We start from the raw sequence: 19,799 nt of genomic DNA on the forward strand, positions 1-19,799 counted from the left end.
CGGTTCGCTCCGTGAACGAAGGAATTGAAAAGTAAATACAGATTCAGGGCGACGAGTTGCGCGAGCGCCCAAGGTCCTGGGCATGACTGCGCCGCTGCGCTTCGGTCAGGGAGCGCTCGGCCTGGCGCTGCAGGTTCCACTGCTCGGCCAGTTCGGGCTGCTCGGCACGCAGGCGGCGCACCGCCAGTTCCTCGATGCGCGGACTGTAAAGGCCCATGCCGTGATGCAGTTCCTGCACCCGCTCGAGACGGCCCTGCAGTTGTAGCAGGCGCGCCTGGCAGCGCTGATTGCACTGCTCCCAGGTGGCGCGGGTCGAGGGTAATGCAAGCCAGCCCGGGCGGCCAGCCAGGTTCTGCTGCAGCTGCGCCTGCTGACGCTCCACCAGGCTTTCCAGGCGCTGCTCCAACGCTTGGGCCTGTTCGGCCTTCTGTTCGACGTACTCGCCCAAGGCCTGGGTATAACGCGCCTGCACCGGGCTGCCTTCGAGCAGGGCGGTCTGCTCGGTCGCCAGCGCCTGGGCCTGAGCTTCAAAGGCCTGCCCGGCGTCTTCGAGCCGGGTCCTGGCCTTGTTCGGATTGTCCATGGGCACCTGCTTCATATCAGGAATAAATAACCGGCCTTGGCCATCGGGATGCGGATCAACCAAAGCGCCAGCAAATGCAGGGGGTAGTAGCCGTAGAACAGCCAACGCCAGCGTGGCAGCTTCGGTTGCAACCAACCGGCCCCCAGCAGCAGGGGCAGGGCGGCGAACGCCCAGGCGTTGCCATTGATCGGTGACAGCGCCGCCAACGAAACCACGACCCCCACGCCAGCCATGGCATTCGGACGCCGCACGTACCAGCCCACGCTCAGCCCCAACAGCACGGCTGGCCACCAGAATTCCACCAGCGCTCCGCCGACCACGAACACGCACAGCGCGACAGCCCAGTAATGTGCTTGCCCGGCCGCCGCACGCTCACAGGCAGCGGTGACCAAGGTGATTACCAGCAGGGTAAAGAGAATGTTCAGCGGATAGGCGCCATACAGCAGCCCACCCAGCGCAATGAACGGCGGTGTCGCCAACACACCGAACAGACACAGGCGCATCGCGGTGCGGCGGTAGGCGCCGTTTGCCCCGACACCCGGGCGCGCCAGATTGCAGGCGAGCACCATCACGAACAGCGGCATGGCCAACCGCCCGGCCTCGAACAGGTACGGCAAGGTCTCGTTGAACAGGTACTTGTTGACGTGGTCGCCGGTCATCAACAGCAACGCCAGCCATTTCAATGCCTCCAAGGCACCGTCAGCCAATTGCAGGCGGGGCAGGGCGAAGGTCTTCTGCCCTTGTTGCACTGCAATTTCACCAACCAGAGGACGCTCACTCACCGGCGCATCGCCTGGGGCGGGCTCACGTCCAACGTGACATCGAGCGTCTTCAGACCTTTGTTGTCCCCGGGGCCGTCGAAACGCACCGAGAAACGCATTGTGTCGCTCATTGCATATCCCTATTAATCACACCGCTGTTTTGGCGGGGTGAGCTTTCCGAAACAAATTCCAAATCATCATCAGGCACTTGGCTTGTTCAGCGTCACGATCAAATCATGGACCCCGTCACCGGCACCATTGATGAAGGCGCTCAGGAAAGCATCACTCTTGTGTAGCAATGGGGAACCCTTCAACGTGTCGCCTGCCGCACGGATGGCGAGTGCACCAAAGCTTTCACCCATATCAGAAACACTCTGTGCGCGAGCAGCAGGATCGTCGTACGGTTTCTTGAACCAGGTTGCAATCTGGTACTCGACGTTCTGCGACTGGAAGGCGCGGTTCAGGTGATCGGCCAAGGCGAAAAGCGTTTCTTTGGCCTGCGTCGAATCGACATCATTGGCTTTCAGTACGGCCTCGACCCGCTTGCCGGCCGCCTCGATCAGGTCCTCGTGGGTGTAACCCTGCATTGGGGGGAAAACGCCCTCAGGCAGTTTCATGCCAGGTGTATAAGGTTGGTACTGGCCTTGATTGTCTTGCATGAAAATCTCCTTGGCTTGAAGCGCAGACGGAAAGGCAGGCAATAGCATGCAGGCTCCCAGCACGACAGGGATGAGCGAGCCCAGGCGCAACCGCGACCAGAGGCTCTCGGCGCGGCAACAAGCGTTGCCGAAAATGGATGTATTCGCACCGATGGCGGTACCGTTCACTCCCTGTCTCCCTGAACACGCCTCTCGGCAAATCCCTGTTTAATGTGGTCGCGGCTCCTGCCGCCTAGTGTAAAACGGCGAAGAATACCGAGATAGCTGTAACCAGGCGAAGTTCATCCCGGTAACTCAGCGCCGCATGGCATTGGCCAATACAGGGCTTAGCTCCATTTTCGGAGCTAGGGTGCCGGCCAGATCGCCGATACCTTTGTCATGCACGATGGCGGTGCTCTTGCCCACCTGGAAGTTGCGGCTCGGGTCAACATCGCGGCGGTCATGAATGACGAACTGGTCGGTCTGGCCGACCTTCTGCAGGATGTGATGCTCGTCCATGTCGACAACCATTCCGCTGGTGGCTTTGCGCCCGGTTTGCGAGGCTTCGCCAACGCTGGCCGACGGGTTGAGGCCAAGGGCCTTCTCTTCCATGGCCTTGAACGAGTCGCTGCGTTGCTGCGCCTGGGGGTCTTGCTGCTGACGCTGTTTGAGATCCTTGGGGACTGGCACAGGTTGCAGGTTCAGGCTGCTGATGAAGCTTTGATCAGGTCGCGAACCTGTCATCGTGTTGGCCATGTCCTGGCTCTGCTGGGTGGCAGCCTGCCGGTACTTGGCCAATTCCTGTTCGAATGAATCTGCCCGTGCTTCCTGCCGCTCGGAACGGCTGCGCAAGCCGAGGTACTCGGATGCACGATCCTTGAGCTGGGAGCCTTTTTCGGCGAACCAGCTTCCAACCGACTCGGCGCCCCGTTGAATGCCACTCTTGCTCAAGGAGTTGTCATTCTCGAAAATGATTCCCCGGCCATTCGTCTGGTGGTCGAAAGGATGGGCCTGGCGATCAAAGATATTGATCGTGCCGCGCTCCATCGGGAAGGGTGTGTTATCGACAGTCTGAAAGGCGCCGTCAGCGCCACGGGTGAACGCGTCCTTGCCGTTGATCAACCGCGAATCGATCAGCGCCTCCTGGACTTTCTCCGGGCTCTTGATCACTTCGTTGTACTGACCGATGCGCTGCAAGTCTTCCTGCTGCATCGGCTTCATCTCGATGCCGGCCGATTGCAGGCGGTCATACATCACCGCCAGCGGGCCAGCCGCCAGTACGTCGTCCTTGTAGCCACCGCCAACTTGCGAATGGGCACCTGCGAATTTCAACTCCTCGATACGCGAATTGTCGTCATTGCGCAGGGCGCTGGTCAGGCGAAAGGTGTCACGGTACTCGTTCGCCGCCACCAGGTGCGTGGTCGAGTCGACGTTCTTGCCAATCTCCAGGTTCTTGCCCAGGTGGGTATCCGACATCGCGTTGCCGTAGGAAGCCACGGTATCGAAGATGCCCAGCTTGTTCACATGCGCCTGGCCGGGAGGAATCAGGAAGTCGCCGGTCGCCTTGCCCTGCTCATCCAGCTTGGGTACGCCGCGCTCGATGAATTCGTTGGCCAGTGCCCGGGACTGTGCGGCACCACGGCTGAAGCCGACGATATTCACGTCGATCTTCTGGTCTGGGTACTTGTTGTGGAAAGCAACGATGGCGTCGTACGCCTGGTCGATACGCTCCTGGCCACCCAACCCGGTGCCGCCCTCGAGTGCAGAGCGCGCCGAGGTCTTGCCCTGACTGCCAACCCCGTCGAAGTAGACCTTTTCCGATTGGCCGGAGCGCTCCTGGGCATCGTATTGCTGCGGGACATGCCCCGAATTCCGCGCCAAATTGGTGCCTTTGGCCGTATCCAGGTCGAATAGCCGGGCTACGTTGGTTTGTGTACCCTCAGGTGTATTCAGGTCCTTGTTGTTGCCGGTGCCGTCGAAATACACCGTGAAGCGCAATGCATCGCCCATGTCATATCCCTATGAAGTGCCACGTGGCTAAAACGTAAATCCACCGGCGCGTCGCCGCGCCGACGTTCCCTCAGGAGCTCTTTTTGTTCAAGGTCACGATAAGGTCATGGACGCCATCACCGGCTGCACCGATGTAGGCTTTGTAGAACTCCTTGCCCTTGAGCAATAACGGCGAGCCACTCAGCGAGTCGGCTGCCGCGTCGACGGCTGCACCGCCAAAATCTTCACCCATTCGCTCGACGCTACGGGCTCGTGCGGACGGGTCGTCATAAGGCTTCTGATACCAGCTGGCTACCTGGTACTCGACGCCTTCCTTCTCGAACTGCGTGTTCAGGTGAGACGCCAGAGCAATCAACGACTCACGCATCAGGGTCGGATCGATACCCTGCTCCTTCATGAGCGCCTCCACACGCACCTGGGCTGCCGCGATGAGGTCTGCATGGGTGTAGCCGGGCATGGGCGGAAACACACCATCAGGCAACTTCATGCCCGGGGTGTAGGGTTGATAATGGCCTTGATTGTCTTGCATGGAAATCTCCTTGGCTTGAAGCGAAGATGAAGTGGCAGGCAGGAGCACACAAGCCCCCAGCGCCAAAGGGATGAGCGAGCCCAGACGCAGCCGCGACCAGATACTCTTGGAGCAGCAACAGACGTTACCCGAACTGGGCGCTTTTGCATCGATGGTTGTTCCGTTCAATCTCTGTCTCCCAAGTCGTTCAGCGGGTATTTAATGTTGTAGTGGCGCAACTCAATACTCCTTGCGTCGGGCGAAAAATACCGAGAGGCTGCAACCGGCGCCGCTGGTGGACTGGAACAGGATTTCTGCTTACCACAGGTTACGATTAGGCTACGGACACCGCCTTCAACACCATGGGTGGTTGCCCCCCTCGTCTCGTTCACTCAGCGCCGCATGCTATGGGCCAACGCTGGACCCAGTTCCATTTTCGGGGCAAGGGTGGCAGCCAGATCTCCGATACCTTTGTCATGCGCGATCGCGGTGCTCTTGCCCACCTGGAATGTGCGGTTCGGATCGATATCGCGGCGGTCATGTATGACGAACTGGTCGGTCTGGCCGACTTTCTGCAAGATGTGATGTTCGTTCATGTCGACAACCACCCCGCTGGTGGTCTTGCACCCGGTTTGCGCAGCTTCGCCAACACTGGCCGACGGGTTGAGGCTATGGACCTTCTCTTCCATAGCCTTGAACGAGTCGCTGCGTTGCTGTGCCTTGGAGTCTTGCTGCTGAGCTTGTTTGAAGCCCGTAGGGATTGGCACGGGTTGCAGACCAAGCCCTTCAATAGCGCTGCTATCGGGTCGAGAACTGCTCATTGATTTTTGCAGTTCTGCGACTTGGTTCACTGCTTTGGCCTGTTCCATTCGTTGCAGTTGAGCATCAAAGCCATTTTGATGGTATGCCTCTTTACCCGCAGCTCGGCTGTTCACACCAAAGAATTCGGCTGCGATGTCCTTGAGTTTTGCCGCCGCATCACGGAACCATGCACCCACCGATTCAACACCGCGCTGGATGCCCAACCTGCTCAGCGAATCATCGTTCTCAAACACCACACCCCGGCCATTGGTAGCATGTTCGAAAGGACGGGTCTGGCGATCAAAGACATTGATAGTACCGCGCTCCATCAGGAAAGGCGTATTGTTCACCACCTGGTATGAGCCATCGGTGCCACGGGTAAATGCTTCTTTACCGTTGATCAACCGTGAATCGATCAGCGCTTCCTGAATCTTTTCGGGGCTCTGGATAATCTCGTTGTACTGACCGACGCGTTGCACGTCTTCCTGCTGCATCGGTTTCATCTCGATGCCAGCCGATTTCAGACGGTCATACATCAGCGCGAGCGGCCCGGCCGCCAGCACATCATCTTTGTAACCACCACCCACCTGCGAATGTGCACCCGCGAACTGGATCTCCTCGATGCGCGAGTTGTCGTCGTTGCGCAAGGCGCTGGTCAAGCGGAAGGTATCGCGGTATTCATTCGCCGCCACCAAGTGGGTAGTCGAATCAATATTCTTGCTTATTTCCAGGTTTTTACCCAAGTGGGTATCCGACATCGCATTGCCGTAGGAAGCTACGGTGTCGAAGATGCCAAGTTTGTTCACATGGGCCTGGCCCGGCGGGATCAGGAAGTCTCCAGTAGGCTTGCCTTGTTCATCGAGCTTGGGTACACCCCGCTCGATAAACTCGTTGGCCAGCGCGCGGGACTGTGCCGCACCCCGGCTGAAGCCGACAATATTCACGTCGACCTTCTTGTCTGGATATTTGTTGTGGAAAGCCACGATGGCGTCGTAGGCCTGCTCGATACGTTCCTGACCGCCCAGCCCCGTGCCGCGTTCAAGAGCTGAGCGGGGGGAGGTTTTACCTTGGCTACCAACGCCGTCGAAATAGACTTTTTCCGATTGGCCAGAGCGGTCTTGAGCATCGTACTGTTGCGGTGTTTGCCCAGAGTTTCGCGCAAGATTGGTGCCTTTGGCCGTATCCAGCTCGAACAGCCGGGCAACGTTGGTCTGCGTGCCCTCAGGTGTATCCAGGTCCTTGTTGTTTCCGGTGCCGTCGAAATACACCGTAAAGCGCATTGCATCGCCCATCTCATATCCCTATGTTACTGGGGGAGCCGTGAATCCAGTTAGTGTCGCCCGATTCAGGCGCCAGGCTTGTTCAGGGTAACGATCAAGTCATGCACACCATCGCCTGCAGCACCGATCAGGTCCGTACAGAATTCGCGACCTTTATAGAGCAGTGGCGAACCTTCCAGAGAGTCCGCCGCGCCATCAACGGCGACACCACCGAAGTGCTCAGCCAACCGCTCGACACTGCGTTTACGCGCAGCCGAATCGTCGTACGGTTTTTGATACCAGCTGGAGATCTGATACTCAGCGCCTTCCTTCTCAAGCCTGGTATTCAGATGGGTAGCCAGAGTAATCAACGACTCCCGGAGCAATGTCGGGTCAATCTTCTGTGCCTTCATGAACGCTTCTGCACGCGCCTGGGCTGCGGCAATCAGGTCGCCATGGGTATAGCCCTGCATTGGGGGGAAAACCCCATCAGGCAGTTTCATGCCAGGTGTATAAGGTTGATACTGGCCTTGATTTTCTTGCATGGAAATCTCCTTGGCTTGAAGCGAAGATGAAGTGGCAGGCAGGAGCACACAAGCCCCCAGCGCCAAAGGGATGAGCGAGCCCAGACGCAACCGCGCCCAGATACTCTTGGAGCAGCAACAGACGTTACCCGAACTGGGCGCTTGCGCATCGATGGTTGTTCCGTTCAATCTCTATCTCTTGCGTTGTTCAAGTAACGATCAGGTCATGTACACCATCGCCTGCCACACCGATCAGGTCCGAACAAAATTCGCGACCTTTAGAGCAGTGGCGAACCTTCCAGGGAGTCCACCGCGTCATCGACGACAACACCACCTCAGCGAGTAGCGCTTTTATCTGCCCGTTTGGAATCCTCAGATGGCAGGCGTATTCAAGGTTTCTATCAGGCTCTGGATACTATTGCCCGCGCTTTCCAGGTAGCTCCGTTTAAAATCCCGGCTCAAATTGTTCAGAGGCGATTTTATCAGCGCGTCGCCAGCCGCACGTATGGTAAACGCGTTGAATTCCTTGGCCATCGCCTTGACGCTTTCAGCTCGGGCCGATGGGTCATCATATGGTTTTTGGTACCACGTCGAAATCTGGTAATCCACAGCCTCGGATTGATAGGCAGCGGTCAGATGATTAAAAAGGTCGAAAAGGGATTCCCGCGCAAGTGTCGGGTCTAAATTGTTTTCCTTGAACACTCGCTCGACACTCTGGCACGCTGCGGTCACGAGTTCCGCGCTGGTGTAGCCCTGCATGGGCGGAAACGCGCCTTCAGGCCCTTTCATGTCAGGGGTATAGGGTTGGTACTGACCATGATTTTCTGGCATGGAAATCTCCTTGGCTTGAAGCGAAGATGAAGTGGCAGGTAGAAGCACACACACACCCAGCACCAGAGGTATGAGCGATCCCAGGCGAAGCCGCGAGCAAGGATCCTTGATGCGGCAATCGGCGTTAACCAATTCGAGTGCCTTCGCGTCGAAAGTTGCATCGTTCAATCTTGGTCTCCCTGCATTCGCCTCTTGGAGGGTCCCTGTTTGATGCTGAGTCGCAGCTCAAGTCGCCTTGCGTGGGCGAAGAATACCGAGAAAACCGCGGCCAGGGGCCACCAGTAAATTTGGGCCACAGTAACGGCCGCTTCGTGACCGCGCCATGCAGGATTGCGCTCTGTGTCATCCGCCATCACCTGATCCCTCACCTGCTCTCCGTCACCAGCCCACGGGGCACATAAGCAGACGTTGAGGTGGGTTGCGGTGTGACCGGCTGCCGCATGGCAGCCGCCTCCAACGGTGCCGTTTCGACAGCCGTAACCGAAGCCTCGCTCGGCACACCGGAGAAGACCGCGCCCTGTGCCACCTGCTGCGTGGCGAAGCGCTCATCGAGCCAGTCGGCCCACCAGGCCGCACGACGCATCACCTGCTGGCGGTAGCGCGCATTGATCGCTGGCGTGCGCGAATGATAGTTGGCCACCCGCGTCCACAGGTCGCCGCGGTCATTACGCACATGGCCACGCAGGCGCCAGGCCGCCAGGTCGTAGGAGTAGCAGCCACCCTGTTCGACATCCTCGGGAGTGATGCCATAGCGCGAGAGTTCGCGCAGGTACGAGGTATTGAACTGCATGGGCCCCACGTCGTAGGTGCCGTTGCGGTTGCGCACCCACTGGCCAGGCTTGCCGCCCTCCTGGGCGGCCACGGCGAGGACGATGTTCACCGGCAACTCGTACTTCACGGCAGCCATGATCGAACAGGCGACCGGCTCGCTGAGAGCCGCTGGCGGTGCGTCGGCAACGAATGGCATCCCGGGCGCGCCTCAGATGACCTTACCGAACTTGTTGTTGATCGACTTGGTCGCGCTCGGGTCGGCCTTCGGGCAGCTGTCGAGGAAGGATTGCCGGGCGTTGGCCGTCTGGCTCAACTTGATCTTGCCCTTCCTCTTCTTGACGATGCTGAAGTAGTCGGCGACCGGACCGTCGCAGTTTTCCACCACGCCGGCGCCCTTGAGCTTGCCCCACATGCACAACACAGTGGCACAGGGATCGCGGGCTTCGGCGGGGAGGGCAATGGCGAAGGTGGCGGTCAGTAAAGTTGCCGATAGTAGTTTTGCAATGGCCATGCGAACTCCTTGTCTAGGCTTTTTCCTGTTTGCTGTCGCGATAGGCTGCCACCTCGGCAGCCGGGTCAAAACTTCGGCTGGATGAAGCAGTGTCCAGCTTGGTCGCGTTGCTGGACCCGGGTTTGGAAATCTCTGCAGCCAGTTTCCCAGCGAAGCTCTTGTCGATACGCGACTGGGCCATCCGTCCCATGCCGGAGAGCAGACTGGCGCCCATATCGAGAGCGACACGACCAGCAGTACCTGCCTTGCTGGATAGGCCACCGTCGCTCCTTCCAGCGGCACCCTTGGTTTGAGTCGCACCGCTGGATGACCCAGCTGTCTCGGCGCGACCGCTCCCGCCAGCCGCTTGAGCCAAAGCCTCGGAACTGCCGGCGGATGCGCTTTCCGTGGATCCTCCTGGACTATCCTGCATCGACCCACCCGCACTGGCCTCGGAGCCAGCGCCAGCAGAACCCTCCGAACCGGCGCCAGAGTTTTGCTCACCAGCGGCGGACGCTTCACCTGCCATCGCTGACATCGAAGAGAGCGCAGAGTCCGCCCGCCCCCCAAGGCTCCCAGAAGCTACCGATGCCAACCCCATGACGCCACTCAATGGGGTGGCTCCGCCAGCACTATTATTGGTGCCTGCACTATTGCTACCCGCGCTGCTGTTACCGCCAGCACTGCCACCACCGCCCAGCATTCCGGAGATACGCGAAGCGATATCCGTGCCTGCTGCCACACTGGATTGCGAACCTTTGAATGCCGAATACATGGATTGCGCCGCACCGGCCATATTACTCGCCATGGACATGGCCGTTGAGGCGGCGCCAGCGGCAGCGCCGGCAACGGCGCCTGTGCTGAACGAGCCAACAGAACTTGCTGCGCCGCCACCGCCAGGGATCAAGCCGGCAACCATATTGGGCAAACTGTGAATCAGCATGGCGAGCACAAGGGCCACAACGCAAATGACCAGAAGCTGGTTGATCGACGCACCGTTGGCTATGTCTGCTAAGTGGCCATTAACTACAGACGTAGCAATCCCGATCATCAGGGTCATGGTCAGTAGCTTCATTCCAAGCCCGGCCACGGTACGGAAATAGCCCATGGCGATCTCGGACGTCCAGCGCGAGCCACCGAAGCCAAGCACAAACATGCCGGCGTAGGCCATAATCCACGCGGTTACTAGGACAAGAAGAACATTGGCAGCCACTGTGGCCAAGCACACCAAAATGATCAGGGAAACCAGAATGATCCCAATGCTATCGATAGGGTGGCGCATGCTCAAGCTCTTGAATGACCGCTCCAGAATATCGAATGCAATATCTACGGGCGTAGAGGGATTGAGCTCCGCCACCCCACCAGCCTTGGCCCCGATGGTCATCATCGAGCGGATAATACTCATGGCATATTCTGGTCCGTTGCGCAGTAACCACAGGTAAAACCCTGTAAAAATGCAGAACCGAAGAAATTCAGCAAAGAACTCACCGATATCTGCTTTACGTAGCGCCATGAAGCCGAAGGTCCAAACAAGGGAAATGGTGGCCAAGGTCCAGAACAACCAGGTTGCATAACCCTGGATGACGCTGGCCCAACCATTGGTAGCTTGCTTGAACTTGTCGACCACATCGTTCAGGACCCCTGAGTCGGCTGCCGCTGCCGTTTGCGAAAGCAATAGCAAAGACAGCAAAGCCACCCACCAGAGGACGCGTTGTCTCATGGTGTGTAACCCTTGCTCTTGCTGCGGTCGGTAGGACCGCCCATGTCCCAGAAATCTTTGGACTGCTGTTCTTGCTCCTTGGCCTTCTTTTCAACTTCAGAATCCCAGCAGCCGCTCAGCATTACAGCGGACAAGACAACGAGAACGGCGATATTGATAGCGTGTTTCATGGTGTATACCCCTTGCTTTTGCTGCGGTTGGTTGCGCCTCCCATGTCCCAGAACTGCTCGCTAGCAGCCTGATGCTGGGCATCCTTGTCGGCTTCAGCTTGCATCTTGGTGGCGAGTGCGTTCTGTTGAGCCATCAGCAGAGCACGTATTTGCAATAACTGGTTGGCTTGTTGGCTTGCCAACTGGTTGGCATAGCCGATGGCTTGCATCTGCCCCTTCGCATCTTGCGCATCTCGTTGTAGGTCCTGAAGCCTGTCAGAATCGCGCCGGATATTGGCCTGCTGTTGCTCGAGGCCTTGGAACATAGCGTCATTGGCCTTTTTCTGACTACGGCTAGCCTGTTCCTGGCTCTTTTCCAGATTAGCCCGCTCGGCATCAGAGCAGCCCGATGCAGTGAAGCATGGGCTATTTCTGTAATAGTCGAGGTCTTGGAATTTGCTCAGGTACTGCTCCAGACTACCCGCCTGTTGCTTGTAGTACTCCAAAGTGTCGGTAGCGGCTGTTAGCCTTTTTATGGTGTCCTGCGCTTGCCCCCAGATGTTCGTCACAGGTGCCGCAGTGTTCTGCAACATGTTGGCGTACTGTTCCTTTTGCGTTGTGAACTGCTGTACCTGAGTCAGAAATTGATCTGACTGCATTTTGTACTCTTCGATCTGCTTAAGTGTCTGCGCGATGCTTTCGGCCATTGTGACCTGATTCAGGGCAACGTTCGCCCCATCGATAACAGGAATACCGGCTTGAGCCTGCAAGGTGAATCCCAGACCGGCCAACAGCGCAATCGCAGGTTTCACTAACGTCGTAGACTTCATGTTCCTCTCCTTGGCGTGTTTCATCAGTAATCGAAGGACTGGTAAGGCTTCGAGAACGTCAGGTCCTTGGTTACCATCACGTTGAAGCGATACCCCGGACGAATCTCGAGCGTGGGCGCGATGTTCAGGTTCTTCGCAATCATCTGCGCGGTAACCTGACCGAGTTGTTGGCCGAGCGCTTCACTCATGGCACTGCTGGCCGTCTCGCGGTCGGAGCTGTCGCTGCTGGCGCGGTCCTGGCTGAGGCTGATACCGGCAACGATGCCGGACATCAACAAGGCCGACCCGAAGATCCGCACGTAGTGGTTGTTGACCTTGTCTTCGAAGCCGGAGTAACCGCCCATGTCTGCACCAGGCATCGAGCCGATGTCCATCGCCTTGCCATCAGGGAAGATGATGCGCTGCCAAGCGACCAGTACGCGTTTCTGGCCGTAAGCGACATCGCTGGAGTAGCTGCCGACCAAGCGCGAGCCTTGCGGAAGCAGCAGGTGCTTGCCGGTGGCCGTGTCGTACACCGCCTGCGATATCTGGGCCATGATCTGCCCCGGCAACTCGGAATTGATACCGGACACCAGCATGGCTGGAATCACGAAGCCTGCCCGCAGCTCGTAGGGGCTGCGTGGCGCCTCAGGGCTGGCATCCAGCCGCCAGCGATCTTCGCCAGGGATGTTGCCGAACTGCTTGTAGTCCTTGCCGCCGCTGGCCGAAGCCTGCATCAGGAATGGCGAGTCGCTTTCTGCTCCGCCACCGCCGCCCGCGCCCGCGCCAATGCCGGCAGAGCGCAACTCGGCCAGTCGGGCCTTGAAGGCTGCATTCGGATCACTGCGCGATTGTTCATCCAGGCGTTGACGCGCGGCAGCGATACGGGCCAGGGCATCCTGCTGGCTGAACGGGCCACCAGCACCGCCAGCAGCACTCGAGCCCGCGCTGCGTGGCGCCGTTACCTGCACGGTGCTGCGTGCCTGGACGGCTTCCTGGAGCTGCTGCATCTTCATGCGCCGAATGCGTTCGAGCTCTTCGGCATTGACGTCTGACAGCATTTCACGCGGTGGCATGGGTGGTGCGTCGAGGTTGGTCGGTCGCACGACCTGCAGGCCGGCCGGCTGGGCTTGCGTGTTGTCCAACGCCGGCATGACCGGCGGCTCGGCCTTGCTCGGGATGATGCCATCCGAATCGATACCGTTGATCTGCTTCGCGAACAGGCTGCTGTTGCCCGCTTTTTCAGCTTCCTTTTCCACCGGCTTGTTCTGATTCTCTGCGCGGTCGGCTGCAACCAGCAACATGATCAGCAAGAAGGTCATGGCGGCACCGCCAATGATGTACATCGGCCAGTTGTTGACCCGGCGCACACCGGCGTTGCGGTTCAGCTTGCCGGGGGACGCATCCGGCGACATGGCGTCGTTCATGTTACTCATTGCTCGTCACTCCTTGCGCACCCAGGCACCTGCGGCCAACAGGCGGCCGTTCTGTACCGCGTAGACGCGGCTCAGGGATTCGCGCCCGACCAGCAGGGTGACGCGGAACAACTCGCTGTCCTTGGGCGCATCGACGATATAGTTGACTGGCAGCGGCGCAACCGTACCGGCCGGCATTGGCGCAGGCTGGGCCTTGGGGTCGAATTCCTGCACCGAGAAGCCGGCAGCGCGCAGCGTGCTCACCAGCGAGGCGCCATAGCCATCGGGGGTTTCCTGGTTGATCCGCAGGCGCGTGCTGGCCGGTGGGTGAACCACGGCCAGCTGGCGCACGGTGGCACCGGCCAGCTGCTGGTTGATCGCCGGCGTGGTGCGCTCGGCGAAGTTGCCATATGGGCCGCTTGCGCAGGCGGCGAGCCAGAGGGGGGCGAACAGTGCAATCCATGCGCGCATATCATTTACCCCGCTGGATGGTGATACGGTCCTGGGACTTGCCGACACCGGCAATCAGGATGGCCTTGTCGAAGACGGTATCGACGATGTAGCGGTCGCCCTGGATGCGGTAGTTGACCATCACGGTTTCGTCATCGCGGAACCAGCCACCGTCCTTGCGCACCACCAACAGCGACGGCGCTTCGGTCTGGGCCATGCTGCGCGGCATCTGGATGATGGTCTTGCTGCCATCGTTGTAGACCCGCACCGGCTTCCACGAGGTATCGCCGCTGACGGTGTAGTCGAAGTTCAGGTTACCCAGGTACTCACCGGTTTCCGGAATGGTCGCCTTCTTGCGCTCGGTCGCTTCGCGGTTCTTGATCAGGTTCCATTTCGCCAGTGCCTCTTCCGGATAGGTGAAGGCAACTTGCGGCATGTACTGGGTACGGTGCGAGCGCAGCTTGAAGTGGTAGGTGCGGCGGTTGGTGGTGACCACCAGGGAAGTTTCCAGCCCCACGTCCATCGGCTTGATGATCAGGTGCTGGACCTCGCTCTCGCCCATGCCGGTGATGGCCGGCTCGACCGTCCAGCGCGCGGTGTCGCCGAGGTTGATCGAGTTGACCTGCTCACCGGCCTGCAGGGCGATGTCGCAGACCTGCAGCACGGCGCAGACGATACTCGGCTGCTGGGCGCCGTAAATGAAACGGGCGGTGCCGTCGCCGCCGTCCACTGGCTTGATGCCGGTGGCGCTGGCCTGCTGCCAACGCTGGGAAATGGCCAACGCGGCCTTCTCCTGTGGCGTCAGGGTCGGGTTGGCGTCGGAGAAGTACAAATCGGCCTGGCTTGTTCCTGGCGCGGCCTGCGCGAACGCGGGCAGGAGTGCCGCGAGGATGGCGCAAAGGTAACGGTTCATGGTCGGTCCTTCAGAGTTGCTTGGACCAGGAGAAGTCGCGCACGTACGTCCCGATCGGGTTCATCCGTATTTGCTCTTCGCTGGTCTGGGTAGTGGGTTCGGCGGTGTAGGTGGTCACCAGGGCACGCCAATTGGCCTTGCTCTTGATCAGGCCCTGGCGGTCACGAGTGACTTCTTCCCAATCGACCTGCCAGGTTTCCGGGGTCTGCTGCATGACCGAGCGGATATCCACGCTGACGGTTTCCTCGGCAGCGCGCAGGAACGGGCTTGATTCCTTGGTGCCATTGAGCCACTCGTTCATCTTCTGCGTCGCCGCGTCGTTAGGCGCCAGCAAGGCATACAGGCGGAAGATCGACTTGCGCAGCAGCGCAACATCCGGGGTAACGGTACGGGCATCCGCAATAAACAAGGCCACCTGCGACTTCACCACCCGCAGGTCGACCGGCTGGGCCACCTGGGCCGGTGCGACTGCCATCGGTTGGCCGAGCTTGTCGACTTCCACGACGTAAGGCACGAACTTGGACTGGCTACCGATATGGATGATGCCGCCGACACCGGCGAGGGCGACCATCATCGAAAGGATGCCTACCACTTGCCAGGACTGACGCGAGGTCACCACGCTGCCAACATGGTCGTTCCAGGTACGACGGGCGGTCAGGTACGGGTTGTCCAGCACGGCGCCCTTGGGGCCGGACGTATTGCTTTCACCGTTCGTGGCGGAAGCTTTTGCGGGGCGTTTCTTGACCATCCCCTTGATGCTTTCAGCGAGGCTCATGCGGCCACTCCATAGTCGTTCAATCTGAGGCCCCTGGCTGCCAGCCACTCAGCCACCCAGCCATCACCGTACTTGGCTTCCAGGCGCTTGATGGCGGCCACCGACTCTTTGTCCGAGGAGCCGACGAAAGCCAGCGCCAGCGGGCCCAGGGCCAGGTCGTAGAGACGTCGACCGTTCTCCGACACGTAGTAGTACTGGCGCTTGGGAATCGCCGTGGCGAGGATTTCGATCTGCCGGGCATTCAGCCCCATGCGCCGATAGAGGGCAGCGGTGTCCTCGTCGCGCGCATAGACGTTGGGCAGGAAGATCTTGGTGGCGGTCGACTCGACGATGACATCGAGGATCCCCGAGTTGGCCGCGTCCGACAGGCTCTGGGTGGCCATCAGTACCAGGCAGTTGGCCTTACGCAATACCTTGAGCCACTCGCGGATTTTCTCGCGGAAGGCCGGGTGGCCGAGCATCAGCCAGGCTTCGTCAAGGATGATTACCGCGGGCTGGCCCTTGAGTGCGCATTCAATACGGCGGAACAGGTACAGCAGCACCGGCAAGGCGTACTTGTCGCCCAGGTTCATCAGTTCCTCAATTTCGAACACGGTGAAATCGGACAGCGCCAGGCCGTCTTCCTCGGCATCGAGCAAGTGACCCATGGTGCCGTCGACCGTGTATTGGCGCAGGGTTTCACGCACGGCCTCGTCTTGCACGATGATGCAGAATTCGGACAGGGTGCGGGAGCCGTCGCGGTACATGGTCATCACCGCATGGCCGATCTCGTTGCGCTGCGCGGCGGTGGTTTCCAGGCCATTGAGCGCAAGCACCGTGTCCAGCCACTCCATCGCCCAGGCGCGGTCACCCTTGGTTTCCAGAAATTGCAACGGGCAGAAGGCCAGGCGCTCGTCGTCCGCCGCCACAGTGAAGTGGCGGCCGGACTGACCTCCGCTTTCAGCACGGATACCAGCCGCCAGCGGGTACATGGACATGCCCTTGTCGAAGGCGAAGATCGACATACCTTGGTAGCGACGCAGCTGGGCCGCGATCAGTGCCAGGTGCGTCGACTTGCCAGCGCCGGTCGGGCCGAACATGAAGGTATGGCCCAGGTCGCGCACGTGCAGGTTAAGACGGAACGGCGTGGCACCGCTGGTCACGCAGTGCATCAGCGCGGGCGACAATGGTGGATAGAGCGGGCAGGGCGCATCGGCGCTACCGGTCCAGATGCTGCTGGTAGGCAGCAGGTCGGCCAGGTTCAGGGTGTTGATCAGCGGCCGGCGCACGTTTTCCACACCGTGACCAGGCAGGCTGCCAAGGTAGGCGTCAAGCGTGTTGATCGATTCGATGCGGGCGGCAAAGCCCATGCGCTCAATGGCTTTCTCGACCTTACGGGCAGTTTCTTCCAGCTCGCTACGGTCCTCGTTCATGAGTACCACCACACTGGTGTAATACCCCTGCGCAACCAGGCCGCTATTGACTTCGGCGATCGCGTCAGCGGCGTCCTGCACCATGGCCAACGCATCCTGGTCGATGTTGCCATTGTTGGTATTGAACACCTGGTCGAAGAAGCCGCGGACTTTTTGCTTCCACTTCTTACGGTACTTCTCCAGGTGCTGGACCGCCTCATGGGTGTCCATGAAAATGAAGCGGCTGGACCAGCGATATTCGCAAGGCAGTTCAGCCAGCGCCGCTAGAATTCCGGGGGCGGACTCCAGCGGGAAGCCCTCGATGGCTACCACCTGAACGAAGTTGCGACCAATCTTCGGTACCACGCCACCCCAGAGCTCCTTGCCACCGATGACAGCATCGAGGTACATCGGGTTGCTTGGCAACAGGACCGGCTGGCTTATGCCAGTGACACAGAACTGCACCCAGCTGAGCAGGTCGTCATGGGTGATCTCGGCACCTTCCTCGGTAACCATGCGGTTGCCTTTCAGGCGCGTCAGCTTGAGCACCGAGGAAAGGCTGCCTTCGACGCTGAGACAGTCACGCTTGAATTGCTCGATCAGGTTACGTGTACGAACCTTGGCGTCTGGCGGCGCGGTGTCGTCGTCAAACATCAGCTCAACGAATTTCTGTTGGGCGAGCATCGGCGGGAAATAGGTGAGGGTCAGCACGAAATAGCCTTCGTACATGGTCCCCAGCGATTCGAAGTATGCTCGGCGCTCTTCATCCATGGCTGCAGTCAGGCTGTCACCGAAGTGCGAAACACCCTTCGCGGAATAGTTCGACGCCGGACGGCGCACTGCATCGACGTGGATCATCCAGCCGTTACCCAGGCCAGCCAAGGCCTGGTTGATGCGTAGCGAAACCAGTTCGCGCTGCGCTTCGGTGCTGCTGGCGTTGTCATCACCGCGATACAGCCAGGCGGCCATGAAGGCGCCGTTCTTGCCCACGATAACGCCGTCGTCGACCATCGCCGCATGATTCAGCAAGTCGGCAAGGCCGGCATCTTTCGAACGATGCTTCTTCAGCTTGAGTTCGGCATCCACCTGCAGCAGGCGCTGAACCAGCAGCAGTACCAGCAACACACCGAGGGCAGCGATGGCATACGCAATACCTTCGATCATTTGTATTGACTTCCCTGACTTGGAGGATTGTCCCTGAACGGCGTGCTACGCGCCGGGTAATAGGACTTGTAACGGCGATGGCGCAGGTAGACATGGCGCATTTTCGGATCGGACTTGGCCATGACGCGGAGCACGAACAAGGCACCGAACCACAGCACCAGGCCGACCACGGTCGCCCGCACTTCCTGGGCACTGAAAATCAGCGCGAAGGCGAGCAACCCGGAAAACATCACCAACTCGCGATCCCCGCCCATGAACAGGTTGTCCCGGTTTCCGGCCCGCCGGATGGGAATCGTGCGCAGGGCCATGGTTCAGACCTGACCTTGCGCCAAGCCATGCTGCGGCAGCAGCTGCGCCAGTTCGGCACTGGTACCGAAGAAGCTGGTCATGATGTTGTTGGCGCCAACGATAAGTGCCATTACCAGCACCAGGAAGATCAGCGTACGGAAGAAGCCATTGAGGTCACCACCAAAGATCAGAACGCCACCCGCAACCACGATGCCGATGATCGACAAGGCGAAAGCCACAGGGCCGGTAACCGATTGACGCAGCGAGGTCAGCCAGCTTTCATAGGGCAGCGAACCGCCAGTGCTGGACGCCGCGAAGGCGTTATCCGGAGCCACCATAACGGCCAGCATGAAGAAGCCGAGGGCCAGATAGCCAAACGTTTGAGCATTGAAACGGAACAGCGAGATGTTGGCTTGCATGTGCGATATTTTCCTTAAAGGTTGCGCATGAGGTAACGGCCGTTCTCATATCCGGAAACCTCGAGGATCTCCTGGATGCGACGGCCTTCAGGTGTTCTGGCGATTGAAATGACGACGTGAACCGCTTCGCCAATCAGCGGCTCGATCTCGGCCGGGGCCGATTTGTTGCGGGAAACCAGGGACTTCAGACGCGTCAGCCCCTCGCTGGCGCTGTTGGCGTGCAACGTAGCTGCGCCACCGGGGTGGCCGGTGTTCCAGGCATCAATCAGGTCGAGAGCCTCCTCGCCACGTACTTCACCGACCAGGATGCGATCGGGGCGCATGCGCAGGGAGGTTTTGAGCAGGTGGGTCATGCTCACGTCCACGGTGGTGTGGTACTGCACGAAATTCTTGGCCGCGCATTGAATCTCGCCGGTGTCCTCGATGATGAACACGCGCTCGGCGGGAAACTCGACGACCATTTCGTTGATAACTGCGTTGACCAGGGTGGTCTTGCCAGTACCGGTACCACCGATTACCAGGATGTTGCGGTGCTCGCGGATGGCGCGTTTGATGGCATCGCACTGGACAGGCGTCATGATCGACGATTCGACGTACTGGTCCAGGGTATAGATGGCCACTGCCTTCTTGCGGATAGCGAAAGTGGCCGCGCGCACTACCGGCGGGAGCTGGCCTGCGAAGCGCGAGCCGTCAAGCGGCCATTCACCTTCGAGAAGCGGCTTGTTGCGCGTCACTTCCTTGCCATGGAAGCCGGCCACGGTCTTGATGATCGACTCGGCCTGCGCCGGGCGCAGGTCGCCAATGTGCTTCATCGGCTGGCCCAACTGCTCGAGCCAGAGCTTGCCGTCGCCATTGCACATGAGTTCGACGGTTTGCGGGTCGTTCAGCGCATCGATGATGAGCGGCCCGGCATCGCGCTCCAGCTTTTTCCTGGCGCGATCTTTCAGGCTGGCAGTTTCTGCAGTTTCCACACTTAATCGTCCATGAAAATGATGCCTTCCCCATTCAAGAGAAGGACATCCAGGCTCCCTGCGCCTGCAAATCATCAAAATCGGCGCACATTGAACTGGCAAGAATTTTGCCGACTGTGAGCGAGGCACCTTGTAAGGGCGCGGAGATTACCCGAGCAA

Annotated in this window: 21 protein-coding genes; all 21 read right to left on the bottom strand. The window is 59.5% G+C overall.

What is annotated here, in order from left to right; translation table 11 throughout:
- Positions 1-43: 43 nt before the first annotated feature.
- Positions 44-583 carry an IncP plasmid survival protein KfrC family protein gene (locus tag HU760_RS00425; RefSeq protein WP_186671571.1) on the bottom strand — a complete coding sequence of 180 codons (540 nt, stop codon included), beginning with the start codon at positions 581-583 and terminating at the stop codon, positions 44-46.
- Between the two features lie 11 nt (positions 584-594).
- Positions 595-1,365 carry a TraX family protein gene (locus tag HU760_RS00430; protein ID WP_367615760.1) on the bottom strand — a complete coding sequence of 257 codons (771 nt, stop codon included), beginning with the start codon at positions 1,363-1,365 and terminating at the stop codon, positions 595-597.
- A gap of 179 nt (positions 1,366-1,544) precedes the next feature.
- The gene (locus HU760_RS00435; protein ID WP_186671573.1) at positions 1,545-2,171 is read right to left on the bottom strand and encodes a hypothetical protein; all 627 of its coding nucleotides are present in this window, start codon (positions 2,169-2,171) and stop codon (positions 1,545-1,547) included.
- Positions 2,172-2,297: 126 nt separating this feature from the next.
- On the bottom strand, positions 2,298-3,992 hold the full coding sequence (locus HU760_RS00440) for a phospholipase effector Tle1 domain-containing protein (protein ID WP_186671575.1): 1,695 nt from the start codon (positions 3,990-3,992) through the stop codon (positions 2,298-2,300).
- Positions 3,993-4,062: 70 nt separating this feature from the next.
- Entirely contained in the window at positions 4,063-4,521 is a 459-nt protein-coding gene (locus HU760_RS00445; RefSeq protein WP_186671577.1) for a hypothetical protein, read from the bottom strand.
- A 371-nt stretch (positions 4,522-4,892) separates the two neighbouring features.
- Positions 4,893-6,593, bottom strand: coding sequence for a phospholipase effector Tle1 domain-containing protein (locus tag HU760_RS00450; RefSeq protein WP_186671579.1), 1,701 nt, complete (start codon positions 6,591-6,593; stop codon positions 4,893-4,895).
- Between the two features lie 53 nt (positions 6,594-6,646).
- Positions 6,647-7,105, bottom strand: coding sequence for a hypothetical protein (locus HU760_RS00455; RefSeq protein ID WP_186671581.1), 459 nt, complete (start codon positions 7,103-7,105; stop codon positions 6,647-6,649).
- A gap of 351 nt (positions 7,106-7,456) precedes the next feature.
- The gene (locus HU760_RS00460; protein ID WP_186671583.1) at positions 7,457-8,083 is read right to left on the bottom strand and encodes a hypothetical protein; all 627 of its coding nucleotides are present in this window, start codon (positions 8,081-8,083) and stop codon (positions 7,457-7,459) included.
- A gap of 196 nt (positions 8,084-8,279) precedes the next feature.
- On the bottom strand, positions 8,280-8,882 hold the full coding sequence (locus HU760_RS00465; protein WP_186671585.1) for a transglycosylase SLT domain-containing protein: 603 nt from the start codon (positions 8,880-8,882) through the stop codon (positions 8,280-8,282).
- Between the two features lie 12 nt (positions 8,883-8,894).
- Positions 8,895-9,197, bottom strand: a complete 303-nt coding sequence (locus HU760_RS00470; protein WP_186671587.1) for a TrbM/KikA/MpfK family conjugal transfer protein — start codon at positions 9,195-9,197, stop codon at positions 8,895-8,897.
- A gap of 13 nt (positions 9,198-9,210) precedes the next feature.
- A complete protein-coding gene (gene trbL, locus HU760_RS00475; protein WP_186671589.1) occupies positions 9,211-10,896 on the bottom strand; it encodes a P-type conjugative transfer protein TrbL in 1,686 nt (561 codons plus the stop codon).
- Positions 10,893-11,066 carry a hypothetical protein gene (locus tag HU760_RS00480; RefSeq protein ID WP_156510856.1) on the bottom strand — a complete coding sequence of 58 codons (174 nt, stop codon included), beginning with the start codon at positions 11,064-11,066 and terminating at the stop codon, positions 10,893-10,895. The genes trbL and HU760_RS00480 overlap by 4 nt, the downstream gene beginning before the upstream one ends.
- A complete protein-coding gene (trbJ, locus tag HU760_RS00485) occupies positions 11,063-11,875 on the bottom strand; it encodes a P-type conjugative transfer protein TrbJ (protein WP_202883396.1) in 813 nt (270 codons plus the stop codon). The genes HU760_RS00480 and trbJ overlap by 4 nt, the downstream gene beginning before the upstream one ends.
- Positions 11,876-11,898: 23 nt before the next feature.
- Positions 11,899-13,290, bottom strand: coding sequence for a TrbI/VirB10 family protein (locus tag HU760_RS00490; protein ID WP_186671593.1), 1,392 nt, complete (start codon positions 13,288-13,290; stop codon positions 11,899-11,901).
- 6 nt (positions 13,291-13,296) lie between these two features.
- On the bottom strand, positions 13,297-13,740 hold the full coding sequence (locus tag HU760_RS00495) for a conjugal transfer lipoprotein TrbH (RefSeq protein ID WP_186671595.1): 444 nt from the start codon (positions 13,738-13,740) through the stop codon (positions 13,297-13,299).
- A 1-nt stretch (position 13,741) separates the two neighbouring features.
- The gene (trbG, locus tag HU760_RS00500; protein WP_186671597.1) at positions 13,742-14,632 is read right to left on the bottom strand and encodes a P-type conjugative transfer protein TrbG; all 891 of its coding nucleotides are present in this window, start codon (positions 14,630-14,632) and stop codon (positions 13,742-13,744) included.
- 10 nt (positions 14,633-14,642) lie between these two features.
- Complete coding sequence (locus tag HU760_RS00505) at positions 14,643-15,407, bottom strand: conjugal transfer protein TrbF (protein WP_186671599.1); 765 nt, start codon at positions 15,405-15,407, stop codon at positions 14,643-14,645.
- Positions 15,404-17,962 (bottom strand): VirB4 family type IV secretion/conjugal transfer ATPase, encoded by a 2,559-nt coding sequence (locus HU760_RS00510; protein WP_186671601.1) that lies wholly within the window; start codon positions 17,960-17,962, stop codon positions 15,404-15,406. The genes HU760_RS00505 and HU760_RS00510 overlap by 4 nt, the downstream gene beginning before the upstream one ends.
- Positions 17,959-18,270, bottom strand: a complete 312-nt coding sequence (locus tag HU760_RS00515) for a conjugal transfer protein TrbD (protein ID WP_186671603.1) — start codon at positions 18,268-18,270, stop codon at positions 17,959-17,961. The genes HU760_RS00510 and HU760_RS00515 overlap by 4 nt, the downstream gene beginning before the upstream one ends.
- Before the next feature lie 3 nt (positions 18,271-18,273).
- Positions 18,274-18,669, bottom strand: coding sequence for a conjugal transfer system pilin TrbC (gene trbC / locus HU760_RS00520; protein WP_186671605.1), 396 nt, complete (start codon positions 18,667-18,669; stop codon positions 18,274-18,276).
- Between the two features lie 14 nt (positions 18,670-18,683).
- Complete coding sequence (gene trbB, locus HU760_RS00525; RefSeq protein ID WP_367615761.1) at positions 18,684-19,640, bottom strand: P-type conjugative transfer ATPase TrbB; 957 nt, start codon at positions 19,638-19,640, stop codon at positions 18,684-18,686.
- Between the last annotated feature and the right edge of the window lie 159 nt (positions 19,641-19,799).

Source organism: Pseudomonas oryzicola (genome assembly GCF_014269185.2).
In the GTDB taxonomy this organism is placed as follows: domain Bacteria; phylum Pseudomonadota; class Gammaproteobacteria; order Pseudomonadales; family Pseudomonadaceae; genus Aquipseudomonas; species Aquipseudomonas oryzicola.